The sequence below is a fragment of the Paenibacillus lautus NBRC 15380 genome (assembly GCF_004000945.1).
Lineage (GTDB): Bacteria > Bacillota > Bacilli > Paenibacillales > Paenibacillaceae > Paenibacillus_AQ > Paenibacillus_AQ lautus.
This window is the reverse complement of sequence record NZ_BIMF01000013.1, coordinates 18,027-38,422: the sequence shown is the minus strand read 5'-3', so window position 1 is coordinate 38,422 and position 20,396 is coordinate 18,027. Positions and strand designations below refer to the sequence as shown.

Here is a 20,396-nt window from a genome sequence, read left to right as displayed (position 1 = left end):
ATCAGACTCAAATTGCAGGTGTATATAGAACTTACTGTTAAAACTTCAAAAATCTCAATCAATAAGAAAAAGGCAGCCGATCATTATGATCGGCTGCTTTAACATCGCCGGGGCCTCATTCGTAATATCCTTGCACAGCGGGCAGTCGCTTATACTCCTCAAGCTCCTCTAACGTGCCGACGATGTCTTCAACCAGCATGGTCATCCGTTTACCGTCTTCGCTCTTATCGCACTCGCTCCAAGCATAGTGGTAACTTCCGTTCGCTACCTTTACCGTCAGGTCAAAGCTCTCATGCGGCTCTTTATTGCACGCGGTAGTTAACGATTTATCCTCTTGATAGTCGGCAAGCACCAACGCCTTATAGATGCTCTGACGTTCCTTATCGGTGAATTCGAAATCACGGATCACCGCAGTCTCTCCATTCTGAAGATCCTTGACGACGGTTCGTTCCTTTGTACTGATTTCATTCCTCTGATTAACGCCGAACCTCAGTTCCAAGTCGAACGTTACCTTCGGCCTTAGCTCATACTCCATTCGCAGAATCTCCACCTCAGAACGTTCACCGTCACAACCTGTCAGCGCATAACTAAGATAAGTATCCGTCTCGACTCGCTTCAGCTCACTGCACATACGGGTAGTAACTTGTTGATTCCCTTCCCTGTCCCACGTATTGTCATAACGCAGCTCGATTCGATCTCCGATATGATTCAATTCATGAAATACAGGATCTCCCTCAATCGTATAATGTACAATACGCTGCATTCCCTCCGTCTGATCGATAAAGGCATCCAGTTTCCCCCTATTTTTCACGTTCACACCATGTTGGTTGATCACGTCCACTGCCTCATCTATGATCGGAGCTGCTTGTTCCTTCTCATAACAGCCTATGACAATCCATACTGCTATAAGTGCTGCAGCAATCAGGCTTTTTCTCATCCTTCTAGTCCCTCCTAATAGAAATACATCGAAGAAAGCATATCTATTAGACGGATGTTAATCCCATTTTGTTCCACTCGCTGCATGAACAAACAACAAGCAAACTAATATTTCATTCCATGAATTATATTTTGTTTTTATAAATGACTTTGTCCACATCGTGTCTAACGGTTTTATGACCTTGTTTAATTCCTTTCCCAATGGCTATCAGCATCACATCTTCATACCTATCAGAAATTTGTAAGGCCGACTTTAACTGTTCGGAATCATACCCGGACATGGTAATCGTATCAAGGCCTGCCTCGTTCGCCAATAAAACGAACGACATCGATGCCAGGCTTGCGTCTCTTACTAATTCGAACTTTAAATCATCTTTTGATTTTTTTAGATAATAATCGATTGCCGCGTTGGCTAAATAGTCTCTTAAGGATGCGTCAAAATAACCCTTTTGGAATCCGTCTTCATGGATATTTATAATATTTTCTTTTTCAAATGCTTGATAATCGCCTAGTATAACGATTAGAGCCGATGCTTCTATTACCTGCTGCTGATGAAAGGCAATGGGTAGTATTAAGTTCCTTAAATTCGGCTCGTCTATAACCAGGTAACGTGTCGCTTGAATATTGTTTCCGTTGGGCGATTTACTGGCTCCTTCAATCAATGCCGCCAACGTTTCCGATTCCATTTTATAATGGGGATCATAATGCCTGACAGAACGTCTTTGTTCTAATATCTCTCTCACACTCATTGTGTTCACTCCAAATGTTTTATTTGCTTCACAATCCGATTATAATGGACCGTAACGTGGCAGAAAATAACGCACAATAAAGTGGGTTAGCCACCTTTATGTGCCTATTCAGGAGGAATACACAATGAACAGCCTCAATACGGGAATCAATATTTTTATGAATACGGTAGGAGGAAAGTGGAAATGTTTAATCCTCTTTTTTCTTAGTCAACAACCAAGGCGAACAAAGGAATTCTATCTGCTCATGCCGACCATAACGCAGAAAGTTTTAACCGAACAATTAAAGCAGCTGGAAAGAGATGAGCTTGTCCGAAGAGAAGTATTTAAGGAAGTCCCGCCTAAGGTAGAATACAGTTTAACTGAGCTGGGCCAATCCTTCGTGCCTGTATTAAATACAATGTGTGAATGGGGCAACACCTATGCTACCGTTCAAAACCTCGAAAGAGAAGAGCAAATCTGCTGCCAGCATGAATAGGCGGTCGTGCATATAAAGAGGCGTCGAAAAAAAACGAGCAGACGAATGATCGTCTGCTCGTTTTCTATATTAAACTCCTTCATCCGTCTCATTATCCGGAGTCTGCTCTTCCGAAAGCGCGCTTTCGTCGGACAGCTCATACGAGACGCCATCCACAACAACCTTCTCGACGAGGGACACGTCAAGCGGCTTATCCAGCTTTACGGTGACCTGACTTGAGTACGTCTGGTTTTCCTGAGCGTCACCAACGCTCTCCGATGACTGCCCATCTTCACCTTCAGCAGGTTCAGAAGAGCTTTCCCCTTCTGTTGTCCCGGTACTCAGGTCCGCTTGATTCCCAGATGAGTCAAGCTCTGTCCCTGATGGATCAGTATCCGCTTCGCCCGTTGTGTCATCGGCGCATACCCGCGATAATTCAGGGCTAGCGGCCTCAAGCAGCGTGCCTGCATCCTTGCCTACAATCTCAATCTTATCCACATTGAAATCCCGACAAGCTGCTGGCTGTTTAAAATGGAAACTCAGCTCGGTCTTGCCCTCCTGCTCGCCTTCCTCCACCACCGTTGCCGTCAGTAACGGCTTTTCAAGGACGGTATCGGAAGAAGCCGGAGGTGCGGTAACCGGAGGGGTAGTGACCGGATTCGGATCGGCATTGCCATCCGCAGGTCCTTTGCCGTTTTGGATCATCATGAAGACAGCGCCAGCAATAACGATCACCGCAAGCAAAGATGAAGTGATTTTTACGAACCGCGAATGCTGTCGAAACCATCGCACCAACGGCGAAGCTAATTCGGCCCTAACCTTCGTATAAACCGGTTTAAGGATTGGAGCAGGAGAATTGAAATACGTTTTCGCATATTCCTTATTCTTGAAGGCTTCACGGTCATAGGTTTTGAAATAATCGACGATGGCGGTGGCATAAGCCGGAACAAGCCCCCGCGGTCTTACGAATACAGGTTGCTCGGCAGACCACTTAATATACTGGTATACCACTTCCGGACTGTTGCCGTATCTGTGCAAATAATCAAGCAAGCCCCGATAGTCTACGGCACTGGAACGAATCTCCGTGCAAAAGGCCAGGGTAATGCTATCAAAGCTGGATGGCACCACATGGTTCTGCAGCCATTTCCGCATGATATGCTGGGTTCGTTCCCGCTCCTCGGCTGACAGATCCTCCAGCACCTCCACTCTTGCTTCTTCTCGGCTGGACCACTGGTGAAGGGCCAGCATGACCGCGGCTTTGGACCGAATCCGGGAATCAAACCGCTCTACCCAGCCCTTGAACTCCTTCGGCATTTGCAGAAAGCCGATATCCAGCAGCTGTTTCTGGCTTAATTGCTCGGGCTCCAACTCACGCAAGAGGAAGAGGTTTGCCGCATATATCAATCGGTCTGCAAATGCAGTTCCGCCTTGGTAACGACCGATTCCCTTCTGAGAATGGTGCTCCAGCGAATCCAATTGGTCCAGTACGGCGTTGACCGCTCTCACCGGATCCGAATCCTGCTTAAGCTTATCGACAAGCTGCGCTTCGGCTAACCTGATGTAATTCTCCTGTTCCAGCAGGAGTGGGTGATTCCGAACCCACAAACCGATCAGATCTACCAAGTCTGTAGGCGACGCCGCTTGCTGCATGCGCTTTTTCATGTACGGATCAAACATCAACGCCGGCAGTCCCGGACTGGTCAGCACCCTGGAGTAGAAGGCTCGGCTTAAGGCCGGGCTGCCCTCCAGCAAGTCGTAAATCGCCTCGGTCACATCCTGACGCCGCTTCGATAAGGCGTTATTTAAGGAGCGGATAAAATATTCCACAATCAGATCATGATGCTGCCGGGGATTGATGCCGTGATAATCCCTAACGAAACCGGCAATCACTGCATCCGGAACATGTCCGCCTTTGACAAGCTCGAATTCCTGGGCAAACAGGGCGTGGAACAGCTGATCCAGCCTTTCCTTAGAAGCAAGGGCGCCTGCCGGTTTCAAATAAAGCAGCAATGCACGCAGCACGGCATGTTTATGCTCATGGTACAAGCCCACTTGACCTTCTTCAATCTGGTACAGCACACATAAATCATCGTAGCTATCCAGCGAGATCCCCAGACCCGGCTCCATATCCGCAAGCATCTGCTCGGCGAAGGCAAAAAAGCGCTCGGAGCGATCCGGGTCCAACAGCGTCTCCCATGCAAAATCAAGATAAGGCTGCTCGGACCATTTCAGATCGGCATTGATGACCCTGCCGGCAGCGAGCTCAAACAAATAATCCTTCTCGATGCTGCGGTCGCTTAAGCGCAGGCTGCCCTTCTCCACGAACATGAGATGAAGTCCCTTCTTGCTCTGCGGCTCCTTGGCATAGGTTACGAATCCAAGCACCTGGCGCAGCGCATAGGGCAATCGGCCAAACAACACAAAGAGCAGCTGCTCCGCCTTCGCGGACAACTGTTCCACAGGGACGTCCAGCACGATGTATACCTTTTTCTTCCCGGCAGCCGCGGATATGCATGCATAAAGCAGCTGTTTGAATACCTTCTCGTCGATCCCTAGCTCCTGCAATAAGGTCGGCGCCTTCTTATATGAAATGGCCACTTGAGAATCCCCCTGAACCGGAATGGCAGGGAGCTGCGGCAGATCAACGCCTGCTTCGATATCGTAATGATCGGCAAAGGAGGCCTGGAGCCAAGTCTGATAAGCGTTATGCTCATCTACAAGAAAACCGTCGGGAATGACATAATGATGCGTAAAAAAGGCACTGCGCAGTCCCGTGAAATCCGCAGGCTGAAACACGCTTCGCCCCAGCACCGTTTCTCCTGTTTCCGTATGGAACAGATGAAGGGCCGCCGGATAAGCCGCAGCGTCCCGCTCGCTGCGTGCCGTCAGCTCGGCAGGAGCTTCGTATTGGCAAAAAGGATGCAGCACCTTTTTGATAAAGGAAGCCTCCAATCCGGACGAACGGGCCACCGTATCAAAGCCCTCGGCCGAGCGGAATATGCCTCGCCGCTCCCGCGTGTACATCTGCTGCTGTATGGTTCGGGATGGGAAATCCGGCACTAGTCTTCCCTCCCCTGAATATACTTCAGCTTGTACAGAAGCCAGATGAACGGTTCATCCACCCGAATCGGGCTAACGACGCTTTGCAGCTTCTGATCGACAGGGTTGCTGCCTAGAGCCGATACGGCAAAATACGCTGTATTGGAAAAGTATACATCCATCGTTCCCTTGAACGGGCGGTCGACCTTCTCGATAAAACGGCGGATCTCGCCGTCAATATTTTCAAATTCGGTCAAATTCAAAAACTTGCGGTGTACCACATTGTTAAAGATGTTGCTGTTCAGCTTCACGTATTCGCCATCCTCATCCTTCAGCGCATGAAGCATGTCGCTCTTGGTCAGCACGACGGCCGTCGGAATATCCGTCTTGCCCTTGTCCTCATAAGCGATGAAATCTCCGAACATCGTCAGCACGACATCCCGCGGCTCATCATACTGGGACACCCATTCCCCGGGCTGGTCACCGAATTTCAGGCGAATTTTCTCCCGAATGGAGCGGATTTGGAGCGGATCCACCATAAACAGAATACCCGCGGAATTCTTGATATGCTGTCCGTGAAGTCCCAAGTAATCCTCATCCACCATGCCCTCGCCCGCTACGTCAAAAAATACGAGCGTTAACGGCGGCTTGGATTCATCCTTGAACACGAATTGGAAAATGAACGGCTCTTGCATCTTCTCCTTCTGCGTGGACGCCAGCAAATCTCCGCGCTCAAATAACGGCTCCTCATAGCCCGTACGGAACTTGCGGCTGATCTCGGCATTCAGCGGCATGCAGGCCGCATCAAAATGATCCGCCGTCGTATGCTGCAGCGTATGAATGAGCGAAGTCATATAAACCGATTTGCCCACTTGGGAAGCACCGATAATTGAGATAATGTTGCTTGGCACCTTCCCGGCGGTTACCGGAAGCTCATTATGGCATTTCGGGCACAATCGTCTGCGCGTGACGACTCCATAACGGTCATTCAATCCAACCAGCACGTGATCCGAATAAATGTGCTGCTCCTCCGGTATGTCGCTCGGACGGATAATCGCTTCGATATCATAAACGGAGTCCAGCCCAAAGCGTTCACGGTACCGATTCAGCTCATCATCTTCCCCAAGCGCATAGTCCTCGTCATCCTCCCGGTCGTGGGCAGCCCGGAAGACAACTTCCTTCGGAGCAAACTTACTGAAACAGTAAGGGCACACAATATCATAGAACAGCGGCCTTGGCTCCGGCTCCGGTTTTTTCTTGAATATATCAAAAATGCCCATCCTTTGTACCTCCCTTTGAACCCTATGAATTACACACTAACGCGTTCATCGTGTTTACTGTGTGATCTTCTATCTCTATCTCTATCTCTATCTATACACCAGCTCATATCGTTGTCCGTACTTCCTTCCATCCGTAAAAAACAGGCGCACGTAATCGTTCTTGCCCACCTCAATCGCAGGCAATACGTTGCGTCCGGCAGCAAAATCCGTCACGAACGGATACAAGATGCCGTCTTCCTTGTTGACCGGATAAGCCCCCTGCTTCTTCACGTAACATAAAGCTTCCTTTGGTACCGGCACTTCCGCCGTAACCTGAATTTCTATCGTCTTATAGGGCTGCAGCCAGCGGCTTTTTTCGCGGATGGAGTAGACCAGTCTGGCTTTGCCGGTACTGAATCGAATGCTGTTCGTTTCATCAGACTGCCTGATTAGCGCCATCTCTCCGTCGTCGGAAGACAAGGCGTATACCGTGTACGTAATCTGACCAATCCCGTCCAGCCGGTCACGGTACCCGTTATTCGCCTTATACTCGTCTCGGGTATATAGACGCATTCCGCCAGGCAGCGGATCACCTGCAGGCTGACCGAATCCGTCGTCCATCGCACGGTGAATGTGTACCGCTTGAAGACCCGGCGGCCAGCTCCAGCGGAGCGTGCAGTAACCATCGTCTACATGATAGCTTAATCCCTGAATGACCCATTCTCCGGGCTCCGCATTTTTAAACCGCATATCGAACGCCCCCTGCTTTAAAATCCTCGGCTTGTTGAATCATTCTGCCGCTGCCCTCTTCCCGTACGGCCCGGCCGCTGCACATTGCGGATAATCTTGCTGCTCTCCTTAACCGGAATCACCAACGTGAACAAGGCGATGATCCCCGCGAGAATAAGGCAGGCTATCAGACGAACGGAGGCATCTCCAATTTCCTCTCCGGAAAGACCATATTCCAGAACGATGCCTGCCAGTAAGCCCGATACCGCGCCGCCTATGCTGAAGCTAAGCGCAAGATGGCGGTTGTCAAACACAGTGCCGAGGGCAAGGCCCATGGCAGCGCCAATGAGCAGCATCGCAGCAATTCTTACAATCTGATAATAAACGCTATCTTCCATAACGCCCGTACGTTTCGTCAACAGGGAACGATCCCCGACATCGTCATAGATTTTCTGGAAAACAAAAGACAAATCTGCCGCGTTCTGCACATCGTAATATTGCCCGCCCGTTTCGGCAGCAATCGTCTGAAGCAGTTGGGCACCGTCCGGGTTAACAAGGCTGAGGCCAATCGTATTCACCGCGATTTGCTGCTGCTTATAGTCCGCAAGCACACGCGCATGATCCGTTTCGCTAAAGCCGTCCGACAGCATAATGACCATGGCGCTTCGACCGGCATCATGGCTCTCTTGGATATGCGTCATGGTATCCTCCAGCGCGAGACTGATGTCCGTGCCACCGTCGGTTGTTGCCAAACCGTCGATTTCCGCGATGATCTCATCCTTGGTTTCTTGGTTCTTCACACGCGTAAACGGCTGCAGTAACGTTGTCGCATGATCAAACACCATAACCGATACACGGTTATCCTCGTCCATGCGGTTGATCAGATTTTTGGCCGCCGTATATCGGTCCTGATTCGGGTCCGTCTCTTTCATGCTGCCTGAGTTATCAATGATCAGCACGATGTCCTTCACGGGCTTGGCGCTGCCCGGGTTCAACTGATACACCCACTCAAACAACATACCTAGCAGGAACAGTGCCACCAAAGTGGATGGAATCAGCAGCTTCCATGATGTGCCTGTGTAGCGCTGTCTCCATGAGCTCCCATTCAAGCGAGGGGAGATCAGTTCTGCGATTAAACAGGCCAATCCGATGCACAAGGCCAAAATTCCGAAATAGATCCCTGTAACCACGATGACGGGAAGCCCGATACCCCACTGGCGGAGCAAAAATTCCCCAATCGCAAATCCTATTCCCCCACCGACTAGACTACACAGCAGCAGGAGAGGGTTTATTTTTCGTTGCACAATACACGCCTACTCTCTGTATCAGAATCTAAGAACGCTAGCGCAGCTCGGGAAGTTGCGCCGGTTCCATGCCATGAAATTCATAACCGTTTGCCGTATAGGTCTCGTAGTAGGTTCTGCCATTCCGGTAGTACATCAGATCCTCCAAGTGGAAACCTCCCATCAGGTTCAGCTTCTCAACCCCGCTTGAGCGCTTCTCATGCACGATGCCAAGCTTGTACACCCGTAAAGCTTCATCGGCGTGGATCGCATAACGGACGAATTCGCTGTCGGCATCGCCGAAGAAATATTTCTCCTCGTATCGATGCTCCTGCGTATAGTCAAGCAGTCTGACCAACGTAACGGAGTTCTCCTCCAGCATCCGGTAAAGCACCTTAAACAGATCTTCCTTGGCAAGCACCTGCTTGTTATTGTAGTCGATGGTTACGTTCGCCCGCCGCAGCAGTTCTTCCTCGAAGGTCTGCACGAACGGCTCTGCCGTCAATAAATCTCTTAGACAGACCCGGATCATGCTCGACAGAATCGGTTCGATCCCTTCATGCGTAACGATGGAGAGATTGCCGACATACCGTTCTTCGAAGAATACGCCCTGGCCGCGTTTACTCTCCAATTCCAGCATCAGCTCTTCCGTGACCATGCCATAATACTCCATCAGGTTCTGGCCGATATAATCGTCTGCGGTACGGATGCTCGACTGGGCCGCTTCCAGCAATTCCGCTTCGAGCTGGTCCAGCATGTTCGCCTGCTGCTTGTAATGACGGTGAATCCGTTCAAGCTCCGCCTCATAGAGCCTGTACAGCGCAAGCTCCGTTTCCAGTAATAACAGCTCATATTTACGACGATAGACCTCACCAACGAAATAGCGAATGAAATGGCGCACATTCTGTTTGTCCCGAAAAGGAAGCTTCTTGAACGGCTGGCTTTCCACGCTTTCCTCATAATAGCGGATTAGTCCGTCCTGCTCGGTCTTCAGGAGGCTGCCGAGATCCCGGATACGAGAACGAACCGCTTCAAGCAGTATCCCCTCTCCCGTCTTGTCGCTCGTCCACGCCACGATTTGATAACAACCGATTTGCGGATGATCCGCCAAGGTGCGACGAAGCGCACGATGAAGATCTTCAGAAGTGCTCATATCTCTCATTCTCTTCTGGACTTCCAGCTCGTAATTGTTGTGGAAAAATTGCCGACACCCTTCGCCGAACAGCGCCTCTTCAGCCTCGCGAACATTCATCCGCTTCAGTCCTGCAAAACTCACGGGGTGTGACATCATACCCTTTAGCCCCTCCAGATGCTCTGCGTCCGGCAGCAACCGGTCCGCTCTTGCCGATACGGCTTCCGGGTCGAGACCGAAGTAGGTCAGGCATTCATGAACCTCCGGTTCCGGCCCGCCCTTCATGCGAAGCAGCAGCCCGCGGCACAGATGATAGAGCACCGTTAGCGCGATCGGCTCATTGGGCCTCTTCACCCGGGCAAAGCCAGCGGAGACAAAGCCTTGTCGGCCGGATTCGGTCATGATATTGCTTTTGAACGACGTATTGTTGTATATGCCCCGGACTCCGTCATAGGTTTCATCCTTCTGCTTCCGGTTCTTAAGCAAACCCAGATGGCAGATGATATCGTAGATATCCTGCATCCCAGCATAACCCGATATGCCGCGTTCATTCTTATCGGATAGTACATAAACGAGATCAAACAACGGCGAGGCCGGGTGAACGACCGGAATGGTCAGCCCATCCTCCGTGACCTGCAGCGGCGCGGAGAAGCTGTATTCCCGGCTCTGCATCAACTCCAACTCCCGCAGGAAGGCAACGCCCACAGAGCTCGCATAACCATAGGAATCAATCTGCTCCCTTTCATTAATGAGCGCATACATATCCATTTGCACCGACTTGAATGACTGCTGGAAGATGGATTCGGCCAGTAATGAAATTTCCGGTATAAACACATTGAACGGGTCGTCGACCCGTGTTATGACAGACAGATGAATCCGATCAAAGGATGAATAGCTCCGTCCATAGTCTGAGATATGGTGGCTCAGCTTCCGAATCGCTTTATTCAACCCGGCCAGGTGATGCGGGTCCTGATAGAAGCCTTGGTACAGCTCCTTGCGTAAGGACTTGGATGCGCCGTCTGACTCCGGCAATTGCAGATGATACCGGTGAAGGCGACCGGAGGATTCGGAGCCTTTCGGCTCCCGACTTCCGCTCCGGTCCGTTCCCACATGAAAATAAACGACGCTTGCGCTGTTATCCCATTTGCGGTCATGAATTTCCATGATCGGTTCGATTGCGGACGCTGTCTTGTCGCCAATGAACAAGTATACCTCCGGGTAGTGGATGCTGCTCTGATCATCCTCCATCAAGGTAAGCTGCTCTTCCGATTTGGCATAGCCCGCAGCATACTGGCGAAGAATTTCCCTCATCGCTATTTCAACCTTCTGCGGATGTCATTTAATTTCGAAGAGACCTGTCTATAGAACTGATAACGTTCTTCACCGTCCGCAAGCTCCACCTTCTCGTATTCGAGCCGGTCGCGCGTTTCCAGGAACCGTTCGGCCAATTCTTCCAGCTTCGTGAGCAGCGGCGTAATGTCCTCAGAAGCGGTCAGCTCCTGATCGCGGCGGGAGGATTTGCGAAGCAGCGTGCTGCGGCTTTTCTCGTCCAACTGACGGAAGTGCTTGTAGACTTCATACTCCACGTCATTCACGCTTTTCAGCAGATTGGCAAACGGCTCCCAGGAATCCTCCTCCGGATCGCGATCATAAACGAAGAGCGCACCCTTCTTGGTGATCGTCCCGGTGTACAATGCCTCGATGAATTGATCCAGCCATTTCTCTTCATTCTGATTGTCACTGATCAAGAGCTCGAATTCCGTGATTTTGGCTGCGATGGCTGCATATTTCTTCAGCTCTTCCCGCACGCTGCGGATCATTTCCGGCGAACGAATCAGATTCTCCTTGGCCATATCCTCGTTGATGCTGTTGAAAATATCCTTAGAGCCTACCCGCTCCAGTCCCTCGTTCATCCATCGCTTCAGCTCGGTCCATGCCCGCTTGACCTCGCCAAGGTTAGGCTTGGGGCTATCCAGCTGCAGATCATAAGCACGAAGCAGCTCGTTCAGATCAAATGGCTTCGTGAACACAACCGCGTAGCGGCTGCTCGTATTCTGGTCGACATCCTTCTGGATGATGACCTTAAACTCAAGGGCCTGATTAAATTCAGCGCGAACGCGTGCGTTGTAATCCTGAACCCGCGGATTGACGTAGGTATCCCCCCAGGATTTTTCGGGAATCGGCGAGGGCAGGTACGTCCAGTTGTTACGGTCCGTCTGCACCAAGTGACGCCCCACGCCTTCCTTGTCCATGATCGTGCGTTCGTAACTCTCTTCATAAACCTTAAGCGGCGTGTAGACGAACAGCGGCACGCCGTTCTTCGTATTCAGCCAGAAGATTCGGTTCTTCACTTCGCTCTCTTTCACGGTGAAGTGAGACTTCCCGACCGAATTATTCTGATAATTGCGAATCCCCTTCAGAATGCTTGGAGCCTGTACAGGCACGGATACAAAGCCCCAGGAAGGGAAGTACAAATTGCCTGCGCTGTTGCTCAGATGGAAGACCGGGACGGCTTCGTCATCCAGCTTGCTGGCGATATTGCGCTCGACAAATTTTTCGATGGAATCCTCCTGCCCGAATTTCATGACGAGGAAATCCTCCATCGAACGGGTGATCAGATCGCCGAATTTATCGGTAAGAAACTCCGAAATGGATCTGACGATATCAATCTCCTGCTCCCGGGTCCAACGATTCGCATGGCTTAGCAGCTCTTGCGCAAAATCGCGGATGAGGTCATCCACATCCTTCTGATCCATGATTTTGTTGATGACATCGGAAATGTCGGGCACGCTGACCAGGTTCCAGTAATACGTCTTGTTCCCTTTATGATCCTGCTGTTCTTCCCCGTTGACGAGAATGTCACCGTTCTTGGCAAAAATCGAATTTAGCGCATTCAGAATTTCCGTATATACGCTATAAATCCGGTTATTCTCCTGGTTCAGCAGATCGTATAAATCCTCATAGAATTCAATCATCTGCTCGGTGCGTTCCACATCGGCTTCCAGCCAATATTCGTTGATTTTGGCTTCAATATAGATATTCTTCTTCTTATCCTTGGAGACAAAAGCGCTCTTCGCATCGCCCAGACGATCGACCGCCTGCTCTCTGGCCGACTCGATATCACGGGGAATGCGGGTCAGATTCTCGCGCAGCGCTTCGATGTAGGACAGCAGCATCTTCAGCAGGCTGAAGCCTTTCTCCGTATAAATCAAACGGGATACGTAGAACGGTCCTTGCTGCGGATGCAGGAACATGCGGCGGATTTGGTCGCTGAACTGAGCCACGATCTCGCCCGGCAGCTGCTTCTTCGCTTTGATGTATTCCTCGCGGGCTCTTGCCAGAAAATTCTGTTCCAGCTCCGTGTCCATATTAATGACCTGGTTCTTCACCACGTTTGCGTAACTGAGTCGCTCGCTGTTCTGATAACCCGGGAGCGGCTCCGGTACGCGGGACTCGAAATTCTTTGTCATCGAGTCCAGATCGATGCCCAGCTTGCTTGCGAATTTCTCGACGTCCTCCTGGCTCGGCGCTTTCTCGAACATGGTTTGCATTTTGCCGAAGACGCGGTACGCCAGATAAGTGGTCATCTCTTCGATGGGCAGCACGGCTGAAGACGCCCCGATAATGTTGTAATCGTAATTGGCAGGATACGCCTTGTTCATCTGCGCGATATTGGTGCGGATGTTGCTGATATAGTCATGGATCGCAAACTCTTCGCCGGACTGTTTTTCCTCGCTGGCCATGAAGTTCGTGATGTTCTCCGCAGTAACGTTCATGCAGTAATCATAAGCGTTCTCCAGCAGTTTGCCTTCCGTATTAGTAGCGGATATCAGGTGACACAGATTAAACGGAGGCAGCGGGGAGTTCACGTTCAGGATGCTGCCGTACTGCTGCTTGAACCGCTCGCCTCTGGCATCCACGTTCATCCAGTAATCGAGCTCTTTGAGGGCGGCATACCCGTTCTTCTTGATGTATTCGCGCGTATGCTCGCTCAAGCTTTTGTTGGCCAGATTAATATCCGGCGTAAACAGATAGCCGAGCGTGTTCACGCGGTCAATGCCGGCAGAGCCGTGGTCTCGCTCGATAATGCCGCGAACGATATAGGCAATGTCCAAGAAGCAGCCGCTGCCTGTACCACCGGAGAGCCCCGTCAGCAGGAAAACCATCAGCTTTTTGTTCGTGCCGACCGACAGCGTCTTAATCTTCTTGTCGATCGCCTGCACCACTTGCGTAATCTTCGTGAACAGGAGCAAACGGCCCGCTTGGCGTACGCCTGCTGCCCCGTTCATGCCATCGGTAATGCTCAGCTCTGGCGACAGCCAATCTGTAATATACGGCTCCAGGATGCTTCGGTTTTGAAGGAGGCCTCCAATCTCGGCATTAGAGAGGAGCACGAATTCATTGATCGGATCAAGCCCGATGCCTTTATAGCGTTTATTCTTATCCTGTTCGTTGGTCTCAAAAGCCAGAAATTCCACATTATCCGGCTTGTCCATTCTCTTCTTGGACAACGGATCCTCCGGCAGCTTGAAACGGCGGTTAATCTGATATTTCAAGCGCAGCAGCGCATCGATTCCCGTCCCTCCAAGTCCAATGATAAGGATCGGATTGTCGATGGTATCGACCCGTATTTTCTCGCTGACAATCCCGCCTCCAAGTGAAACGTCAAGCTGTTGTATATGTTCTCTAACTACCGGTTTCATAACTTCCCCTCCTGATAGGTCATGGCTTTAAGAGGTTGTTCAAAAAGTCCGCTTTTGATCACGAAGTGAATCAGGAAGCAGCTCGGCATCGAATCTTGAATTCAGCCGGGCCTTCCGGTGCTCACGTACCCAAAACGTACGCTCCGCTCCTGACGTCCCTAGTTTCATCCAACCTTCTCGGTGCTGAAAACCGACCTTTTTGAACATGCACTTTAAGCCAAATATTCAAATAATATCGTTTTGTCCGCCTGCTGCAGGGAAACTCTCAGCCGGTCTCCGTTCTTAAGCTCCGTGCCATTCGATGCATCCAGCGCGCGGCCGGATTTCTCAATCACGGCTGAAGAATTGTTTTTAAGTATCATGCGGTCGTTCTTGCCCGGCATGAATAAGATTTTCTCGGTCTCCTTCAGCTCGGGAGCAAGCTGCAGAAGCTGATGCAGATTGAACTTCCCTTTGAACGAAGTCAGCTTCTTGTATTGCGGGAATGTCTTCTCGCCGGTGTTCTCGTCCCTGATCTCGATCACGATCTGACCGACAAAGCCTTTGTTCGCTTTCTTAATCGCGCCGAGTATGAAATATGCAGCCGCTCCAACAATGAGCAGGGCCGCGATGCCAATGATTACGGGCCATAATGGAAAAGGTTTCGCATCCTCGCCCGCAGTCATCTCCTTCCCACCGCTTCCGGAGTCCGCGGCTGCCGCTTTTGCGCTAATCTTCACAGGTGCGCTTTCGCGGTAGAAGCTCTGCTCCTCCGCCCGTACCCTCAGCTCGTAGTCGTGCTTCTGCGGAATCTTGTAATTCCCTTCAAAGCTGCCGCCTTTATTCTCAAGCTTGACCTCCGACTCGTCCCCCGTGTCCAGATCCTTAACCAACAGCTTGGCCGTCATATTGCCATACTGTTCTTGGTCCTGCAGCTTCTGTCCATTGCTGACGAGATATGCCTTAATATCGATCGTGTCGCCAGCCTTTACCTTTGAGGATGGCGGAGGATCCATAGTCAGCTCCAGGTCGTAGTTAAATACGAGGTTAATATCGATTTTGTCTTTCGATACGCCTTTCACCTGCAGCTTCCAATCGCCTTGCTTCGGCTTCAGCAGCTTGAGCAGCGAATAGGAATTGGAAGTAGATCGCAGGACATTGCCCGAAGGAATAGTCTGCTCAGCGCCTGCAGGATCGACCAGCTTCACATCGACGGGGCTGGAGGACATAATGGAAATGTTCGCCTCCAGCACGTTCGCATTCGGCACACGGACCGTAACCTCCTGATAGCTTCCGTTGCCGGTAATCGATTGTACCGGAACGATCTTAAGCTGCTGATGGCTGGCAAAAATCTCGCTTAATATTTGCGGAAGGTCATCCGCCGAACTGGTGGTAAAGGATTTGCCCCCCGTTTGGTTCGCCAATTCAGCCAACGTTTCTTTATTCAGCTTCCCGTCGGCATTCAGCCCAATCGTATAAATCGGGATGCCGCTTCCCTTGGCCTCCTTGACGGCTTGATCTAACTGGTCTGACGCTTCTTGGCTCGTCTTGCCTGTGTTTGGATCCAGGTCATTGTTACCGTCGGCCAAAACAACGATCATCGGCGCATGCGCCGGGTCCATTCCCTGCTTAAGCACTTTCACGGCTTCATCGAGGCCTACGGACATATCCGTATACGGGCCGCGATCAAGCTGATCGATAAACTCCTTCAGCGCAGTCTTGTCCGCCTCCGACTGAATTTCAAGCAGCGCTTTCTCCCGCTGAATCCGGTCGGTATAGGAAATGACGCCGACCTTGTCGCCGGTGGTGGCCAGCATGTCGATAAACATTTTCATCGCTTCACCACTGATCCGCTCTGGATCACTGGTTTTCATCGAGTTGCTGGCATCCATCACCAGTACGGCATCAATCTTGGAGCCTTGTGAGGCAGCCATTGCCTGGGGTATGATTCCTCCGCTCCAGGTCAAGATCAGCAGCACCGCTGCCATCAAAGAGAGCAGCCATTTATTTTTACGTAGCATTGAATTACTCCTTCATCCATTTAGTCTAGCATCAGGTGGATGCCTCGGTTCGTTTGTCAGACCATTAGTCTAACTGTAGGCAATAAGTCTTAAAATTACATGAAAGAAAGCTTAAAAAACAATAACGGGAACATCCATTTCTCTGGTGTATTTATATAGAAAATACCATGCTAATCACTAAAATATACCAGTACTATGTCCATATGATATAATTATACCTGCCAAAGTTCAACATAATCAGTCGTACCACTCGGACTTAGGACACAAGGCTCACCCACCACTTTCGAACAAATACGATGCCGAAAGGAATAGATATATGATTACATACGGATGTCTCGGGATTTTGTTTCTTTTTGTCATCATCAAGATCACGGCCTACTTCAAGCGTAAGAAGAACGCCCCGACACCGGAGCAGCTGCATCAGACCCTGCTTGAAGTTGCCAACTCACAGAGGGAACAGCATGGATAAGAAAAAGCCTGTACAACTTCGCCCCTATAGTAAAACGAGATATGTCTACCAAAAGTTAAGGGTTTGCAAACATTGCCACAATTTCACGATTCTTTGGGAAGACAGCTGCGCTTTCTGTAAACGCAATGCCCTTGTCCCCGTTATGGAACTTGCAGAGAAAATGGCCAAGCGTTCCATGCAGAGTGACCGACTTCTCTTTTACATTATAGGGCTCTCTGCTGTACTTCTTAGTCAGACCTTCCTGCAGATCGTGATCTCCTTTGCTTGTATGGTGGTCCTGCTTGTATGGTTATGGCTGATGCAGAGCCGGATGCTGCAAACGGAGACCCTGCATGCTCTGAACAAGTTTATAAGATCTCATCGAATTCAGATTCTTGAGGGCCTGGATCTGAACAAAGCAACGGCTTCTGCCGCCATCAAGGAAGATGCCCAGCTAGGGTATGAAATCGTCAGGGAAATTGCCTCCTTGGTCCGGAATGACCGCATCCGTCTGCAGCAGATCGTTCTCCTTCAAAGCTTCAGCCTGCGCAAGGATATGGAGCTTGAACTCGAACCGCTATTGCTGGATGAGTTTGATCCGGACCTGGCCGCCTATATCGGTGAAATCGCCAAAATTAAACGCGAGTTGATCAACAGCAAAGCGATCCAATACCTGCTCGACCATGAATCCGACATTTTACGGATGGAGCAAGGCAGGCAGATTATGATCGACGCCGCCGGGGCAGCGGTACGGAAGAAAAAATACATCGATACGTTCCCTGATTTTATTAGCCGCTATGCGGAAGGATTGCCAAGATTTCGTTTCCTCCGCTTGTATCAGATCGTACGCCGCAATCCCGGCTTGTCGTGGAACGGCCTGCGGGACCGGGTATCGGCCATTTATAATGAACACTACCGCTCGGACCCTGATTTTCAAAAATGGGATTAGAGGGGCTATACCGTTATGACGATGAAAAACACGCTAACCCTGCGAAATTTGTATCTTTTTTTATGTATAGTCCTTCTGCTGCTGATCGGATATAAGGGATTTCATATCTATCAGAAAATCGAATCGATGGCACAAGCCGAGTTATTGTATGCTCAGAAAAAAATGGTTCAGGCCGAGGAGTGGTATCAGAAAGCGCGAAATAACCGCTCCCTTCTATATAAAGAAGAGCTGCTTGCTTCAAGATTACAAGAGCTTGAACCCATTACTTCCATGAAGCAGAGCCTTTCCTCGCTTGATCATCGATTGAGCCGGGTCGGGGAAGCAGGCGATTTTTCCGGCTTTATGAACGTATATGCCGAATTGCTTGATACAGAGCAGAAGCTGGCGGGGCAGCATGGAGCTTATGCTTCCTACTACGATGAAATTGCTGCATTCTACGGAATCCCCGACGATGTGAAACGGATATTCCTGCAGTTCATTGGTTTGTTTAACCGTCAGGCCGACGAGCTGCTTGAAGAGCAGCAGTATGACGATAGCAGCTTCAAATGGAATTTGCTCCGCATTCCGGATTCATTCTACGGCGGGGAGAAGCATAAGAATGACAAGCTGCTCCATCTGTTCCAGCGTTATGACGAAATGGTCTTAACCCGTCTGGCAGGAGCCGGACAGTATACGGATCTGCTGAATTGGTCACATGCCATGAGTTCCGAATATGCCAACCGATCGCTGCCGGCTGCCTGGTTGAATGGCAAGACCGATGAACTTGTGTATACCATGCTGCAAAAGGATGTGCTGCGAGAACGGCCCTCCGATTTTGTTTCGCATGCCATGGGGTATAGAGACTACCTGGAACGGAAAGAACGAAAGAACGCGGAAATCATGGAGTATATTCAGAACCAGATGAACCGGTGGATCGCAGCTGCAGATGGGATGGTACAAAGCCAGAACTACGAGGAAGCGGTAGCACTCTACGGAGCGCTGTCGGGGTACCAGGATATGAGCGGTAAATTGCAAGCTGCCGAATTGGCCTGGACGATCCACGATCCGATTCGTTTGTTCCACATGGCTGGTTTGAAAGGCAGCTTCAGCTACGTCAGCGGAGGCGGGAATCGTTTCGGAGGATTGGCCTATGCCATTGGAGTCGATGAGGGGAATATCATCTATTTAGCGGTCTTGAATACCGATGAAACGGTGCAATTATTCCAAAACCATGATTACCCGTCCGACATCGCCATCCAACAGGTTTCAGTCGAGGATTCGCTTAGCAGCGCGAAGAATCCGGTTATCCTTGTAGAAGGCGATGCAGGTAACGAACTGGTATGGTATTCAGCCTATGAAGCCAGAGATGACAATCTGACGCCGCTGTTCCAGTTCACGGCTGAAGGCTATCAAGTGCAGCCGGATAAGTCTTTGCTGGTGACGAATCTGGAAGGAGCCAGTCCGGACGAGATCGCCATCTTCGAACGTCAGGGAGACCAATACGGATTCACAGGGTATCAGGTCCATTATACCGACATCGATATCGCTAACATCGAGAAATATGCGAATGAGAAAGTACGCTTCTCTGTCCATATCCCGGAAGGTGGCTACGGCGAAGTCGCTGCTGGACGTAATGGATACTATATCATCTTAAGGGGAGACTTGGACTTCCCTGCGGGGAGCGCGACCCTAATCGGAACGTTCAATGGCGAGTATCAGCAGCTGGAACTACCAACAAGCAGCCAGCCTCCTGCGGCTCCGGACCCTGCCGAGCCGGAGACTGGACAAGTCGACGGAGATACCATGGATGACAATCCAAGCGATCCCCTTACTACTGAGGAAATCAATCCAGACAATCCTGAGGATGTCCAACAAGGCAATAATGAGAATGGTGACCGCACCGGATCCGGTGAGCTCAAGCAGGTGCCCGTCATTCAGATTGAATCGATCGAGTAAGACGGTTTTTAAAAACAAAAAGGCTTCGCCTCTTATCATCAGGGGCGAAGTCTTTTTGTTGTATTGTTTAAATGATTCAACGCTGTATGAATTCTGACTTTCTTATAAAATTTGAATAGCAGAGTTCAGTGACATTATAGTTATGAAGTGAGCGGGGAACAGCACTGCATTAAAACCGATTTAATAAATAACTCGTACTTAAAGGACAATAATCGATCCGATCTATAGTTAAAAGATTAACAGAGTTATAAGTTTACGAAGTTAGAAAATGAGGAGGAATGCTATATGTTCATAAATCGTTTATATCAATCAAGAGAAAACCTTATTCATAAATTTAAAGTTATTGATGCTAGTGCCAAAGCAACCTTTAATTTGAACAACGAAGTTTTATATATAACTATAAAATCGGATATAAATGATGAACTATTACTGGAAATTAAGGATTTTAAAAGTAACGAGGATGCCCCACCGATTTCCTTAGTGAGCGAATCATTTTATTTAATTTTGGATAATGTTGGGACAAAGGGCGGTGGGGAGAAGTATCTAAAACCTATATTGGATTTTTTAGAATCTATTCTTGCCCTTGTCATTTTTATTCCAGAGATTAGATATAACGAGATAGATCAGAAAACGCTTAATGTACTTATCAGGGAGTACCTCCCTGATGTAACTTACGAAATCGATAGAATAGAATACAGGTTACTTCATTCAGCAAATAACTTAGTGTAATAGCTAGTGAAACACATTCTATGATGTCGTTTTTTGTCCCCGAACCAAATG

The 20,396-nt window shown here is 49.8% G+C and carries 14 protein-coding genes; 5 read left to right on the top strand and 9 right to left on the bottom strand.

Features of this window, described 5'->3' with window-relative positions:
* Positions 1–115: 115 nt before the first annotated feature.
* The gene (locus tag PLA01S_RS20810; protein ID WP_127593862.1) at positions 116–937 is read right to left on the bottom strand and encodes a DUF4362 domain-containing protein; all 822 of its coding nucleotides are present in this window, start codon (positions 935–937) and stop codon (positions 116–118) included.
* Positions 938–1,061: 124 nt separating this feature from the next.
* Positions 1,062–1,685: a nitroreductase family protein gene (locus PLA01S_RS20805; protein ID WP_127593861.1), complete on the bottom strand. Its 624-nt coding sequence runs from the start codon at positions 1,683–1,685 to the stop codon at positions 1,062–1,064.
* Between the two features lie 100 nt (positions 1,686–1,785).
* On the opposite strand from PLA01S_RS20805, the gene PLA01S_RS20800 reads away from it, so the two are divergent.
* Positions 1,786–2,160 carry a winged helix-turn-helix transcriptional regulator gene (locus PLA01S_RS20800; RefSeq protein ID WP_371860445.1) on the top strand — a complete coding sequence of 125 codons (375 nt, stop codon included), beginning with the start codon at positions 1,786–1,788 and terminating at the stop codon, positions 2,158–2,160.
* 69 nt (positions 2,161–2,229) lie between these two features.
* Here the strand turns inward: PLA01S_RS20800 and PLA01S_RS20795 are convergent, their stop codons facing one another.
* The 7 genes from PLA01S_RS20795 to PLA01S_RS20765 form a co-directional block, all read right to left on the bottom strand.
* Complete coding sequence (locus tag PLA01S_RS20795; protein WP_127593859.1) at positions 2,230–5,199, bottom strand: GAP1-N2 domain-containing protein; 2,970 nt, start codon at positions 5,197–5,199, stop codon at positions 2,230–2,232.
* Positions 5,199–6,458 (bottom strand): hypothetical protein, encoded by a 1,260-nt coding sequence (locus tag PLA01S_RS20790; protein ID WP_100541387.1) that lies wholly within the window; start codon positions 6,456–6,458, stop codon positions 5,199–5,201. The genes PLA01S_RS20795 and PLA01S_RS20790 overlap by 1 nt, the downstream gene beginning before the upstream one ends.
* 87 nt (positions 6,459–6,545) lie before the next feature.
* Positions 6,546–7,187 (bottom strand): beta-mannanase, encoded by a 642-nt coding sequence (locus PLA01S_RS20785; protein ID WP_127593858.1) that lies wholly within the window; start codon positions 7,185–7,187, stop codon positions 6,546–6,548.
* A gap of 17 nt (positions 7,188–7,204) precedes the next feature.
* Complete coding sequence (locus tag PLA01S_RS20780) at positions 7,205–8,470, bottom strand: vWA domain-containing protein (RefSeq protein WP_127593857.1); 1,266 nt, start codon at positions 8,468–8,470, stop codon at positions 7,205–7,207.
* A gap of 37 nt (positions 8,471–8,507) precedes the next feature.
* Complete coding sequence (locus PLA01S_RS20775) at positions 8,508–10,892, bottom strand: transcription initiation factor TFIID (protein ID WP_127593856.1); 2,385 nt, start codon at positions 10,890–10,892, stop codon at positions 8,508–8,510.
* Positions 10,893–10,894: 2 nt separating this feature from the next.
* A complete protein-coding gene (locus tag PLA01S_RS20770; protein WP_127593855.1) occupies positions 10,895–14,284 on the bottom strand; it encodes a tubulin-like doman-containing protein in 3,390 nt (1,129 codons plus the stop codon).
* Positions 14,285–14,496: 212 nt separating this feature from the next.
* Entirely contained in the window at positions 14,497–16,284 is a 1,788-nt protein-coding gene (locus PLA01S_RS20765) for a vWA domain-containing protein (RefSeq protein WP_127593854.1), read from the bottom strand.
* A gap of 316 nt (positions 16,285–16,600) precedes the next feature.
* Here PLA01S_RS20765 and PLA01S_RS32070 point away from each other — a divergent pair, with 316 nt between their 5' ends.
* The 4 genes from PLA01S_RS32070 to PLA01S_RS20750 all read left to right on the top strand — a co-directional run bounded on the left by PLA01S_RS32070 (position 16,601) and on the right by PLA01S_RS20750 (position 20,345).
* The gene (locus PLA01S_RS32070) at positions 16,601–16,753 is read left to right on the top strand and encodes a hypothetical protein (RefSeq protein ID WP_164817485.1); all 153 of its coding nucleotides are present in this window, start codon (positions 16,601–16,603) and stop codon (positions 16,751–16,753) included.
* A gap of 142 nt (positions 16,754–16,895) precedes the next feature.
* On the top strand, positions 16,896–17,681 hold the full coding sequence (locus PLA01S_RS20760) for a hypothetical protein (protein WP_246059716.1): 786 nt from the start codon (positions 16,896–16,898) through the stop codon (positions 17,679–17,681).
* Between the two features lie 15 nt (positions 17,682–17,696).
* The gene (locus PLA01S_RS20755; protein ID WP_127593852.1) at positions 17,697–19,616 is read left to right on the top strand and encodes a hypothetical protein; all 1,920 of its coding nucleotides are present in this window, start codon (positions 17,697–17,699) and stop codon (positions 19,614–19,616) included.
* Positions 19,617–19,901: 285 nt separating this feature from the next.
* Positions 19,902–20,345 carry a hypothetical protein gene (locus tag PLA01S_RS20750; protein WP_127593851.1) on the top strand — a complete coding sequence of 148 codons (444 nt, stop codon included), beginning with the start codon at positions 19,902–19,904 and terminating at the stop codon, positions 20,343–20,345.
* Positions 20,346–20,396 lie beyond the last annotated feature (51 nt).

Coding starts and splice junctions, on each gene's coding strand:
- PLA01S_RS20810 (WP_127593862.1), bottom strand. CDS start 937: ATGAGAAAAAGCCTGATTGCTGCAGCACTTATAGCAGTATGGATTGTC.
- PLA01S_RS20805 (WP_127593861.1), bottom strand. CDS start 1,685: ATGAGTGTGAGAGAGATATTAGAACAAAGACGTTCTGTCAGGCATTAT.
- PLA01S_RS20790 (WP_100541387.1), bottom strand. CDS start 6,458: ATGGGCATTTTTGATATATTCAAGAAAAAACCGGAGCCGGAGCCAAGG.
- PLA01S_RS20785 (WP_127593858.1), bottom strand. CDS start 7,187: ATGCGGTTTAAAAATGCGGAGCCCGGAGAATGGGTCATTCAGGGATTA.
- PLA01S_RS20775 (WP_127593856.1), bottom strand. CDS start 10,892: ATGAGGGAAATTCTTCGCCAGTATGCTGCGGGCTATGCCAAATCGGAA.
- PLA01S_RS20770 (WP_127593855.1), bottom strand. CDS start 14,284: ATGAAACCGGTAGTTAGAGAACATATACAACAGCTTGACGTTTCACTT.
- PLA01S_RS20765 (WP_127593854.1), bottom strand. CDS start 16,284: ATGCTACGTAAAAATAAATGGCTGCTCTCTTTGATGGCAGCGGTGCTG.
- PLA01S_RS32070 (WP_164817485.1), top strand. CDS start 16,601: ATGATTACATACGGATGTCTCGGGATTTTGTTTCTTTTTGTCATCATC.
- PLA01S_RS20760 (WP_246059716.1), top strand. CDS start 16,896: ATGGAACTTGCAGAGAAAATGGCCAAGCGTTCCATGCAGAGTGACCGA.
- PLA01S_RS20755 (WP_127593852.1), top strand. CDS start 17,697: ATGACGATGAAAAACACGCTAACCCTGCGAAATTTGTATCTTTTTTTA.
- PLA01S_RS20750 (WP_127593851.1), top strand. CDS start 19,902: ATGTTCATAAATCGTTTATATCAATCAAGAGAAAACCTTATTCATAAA.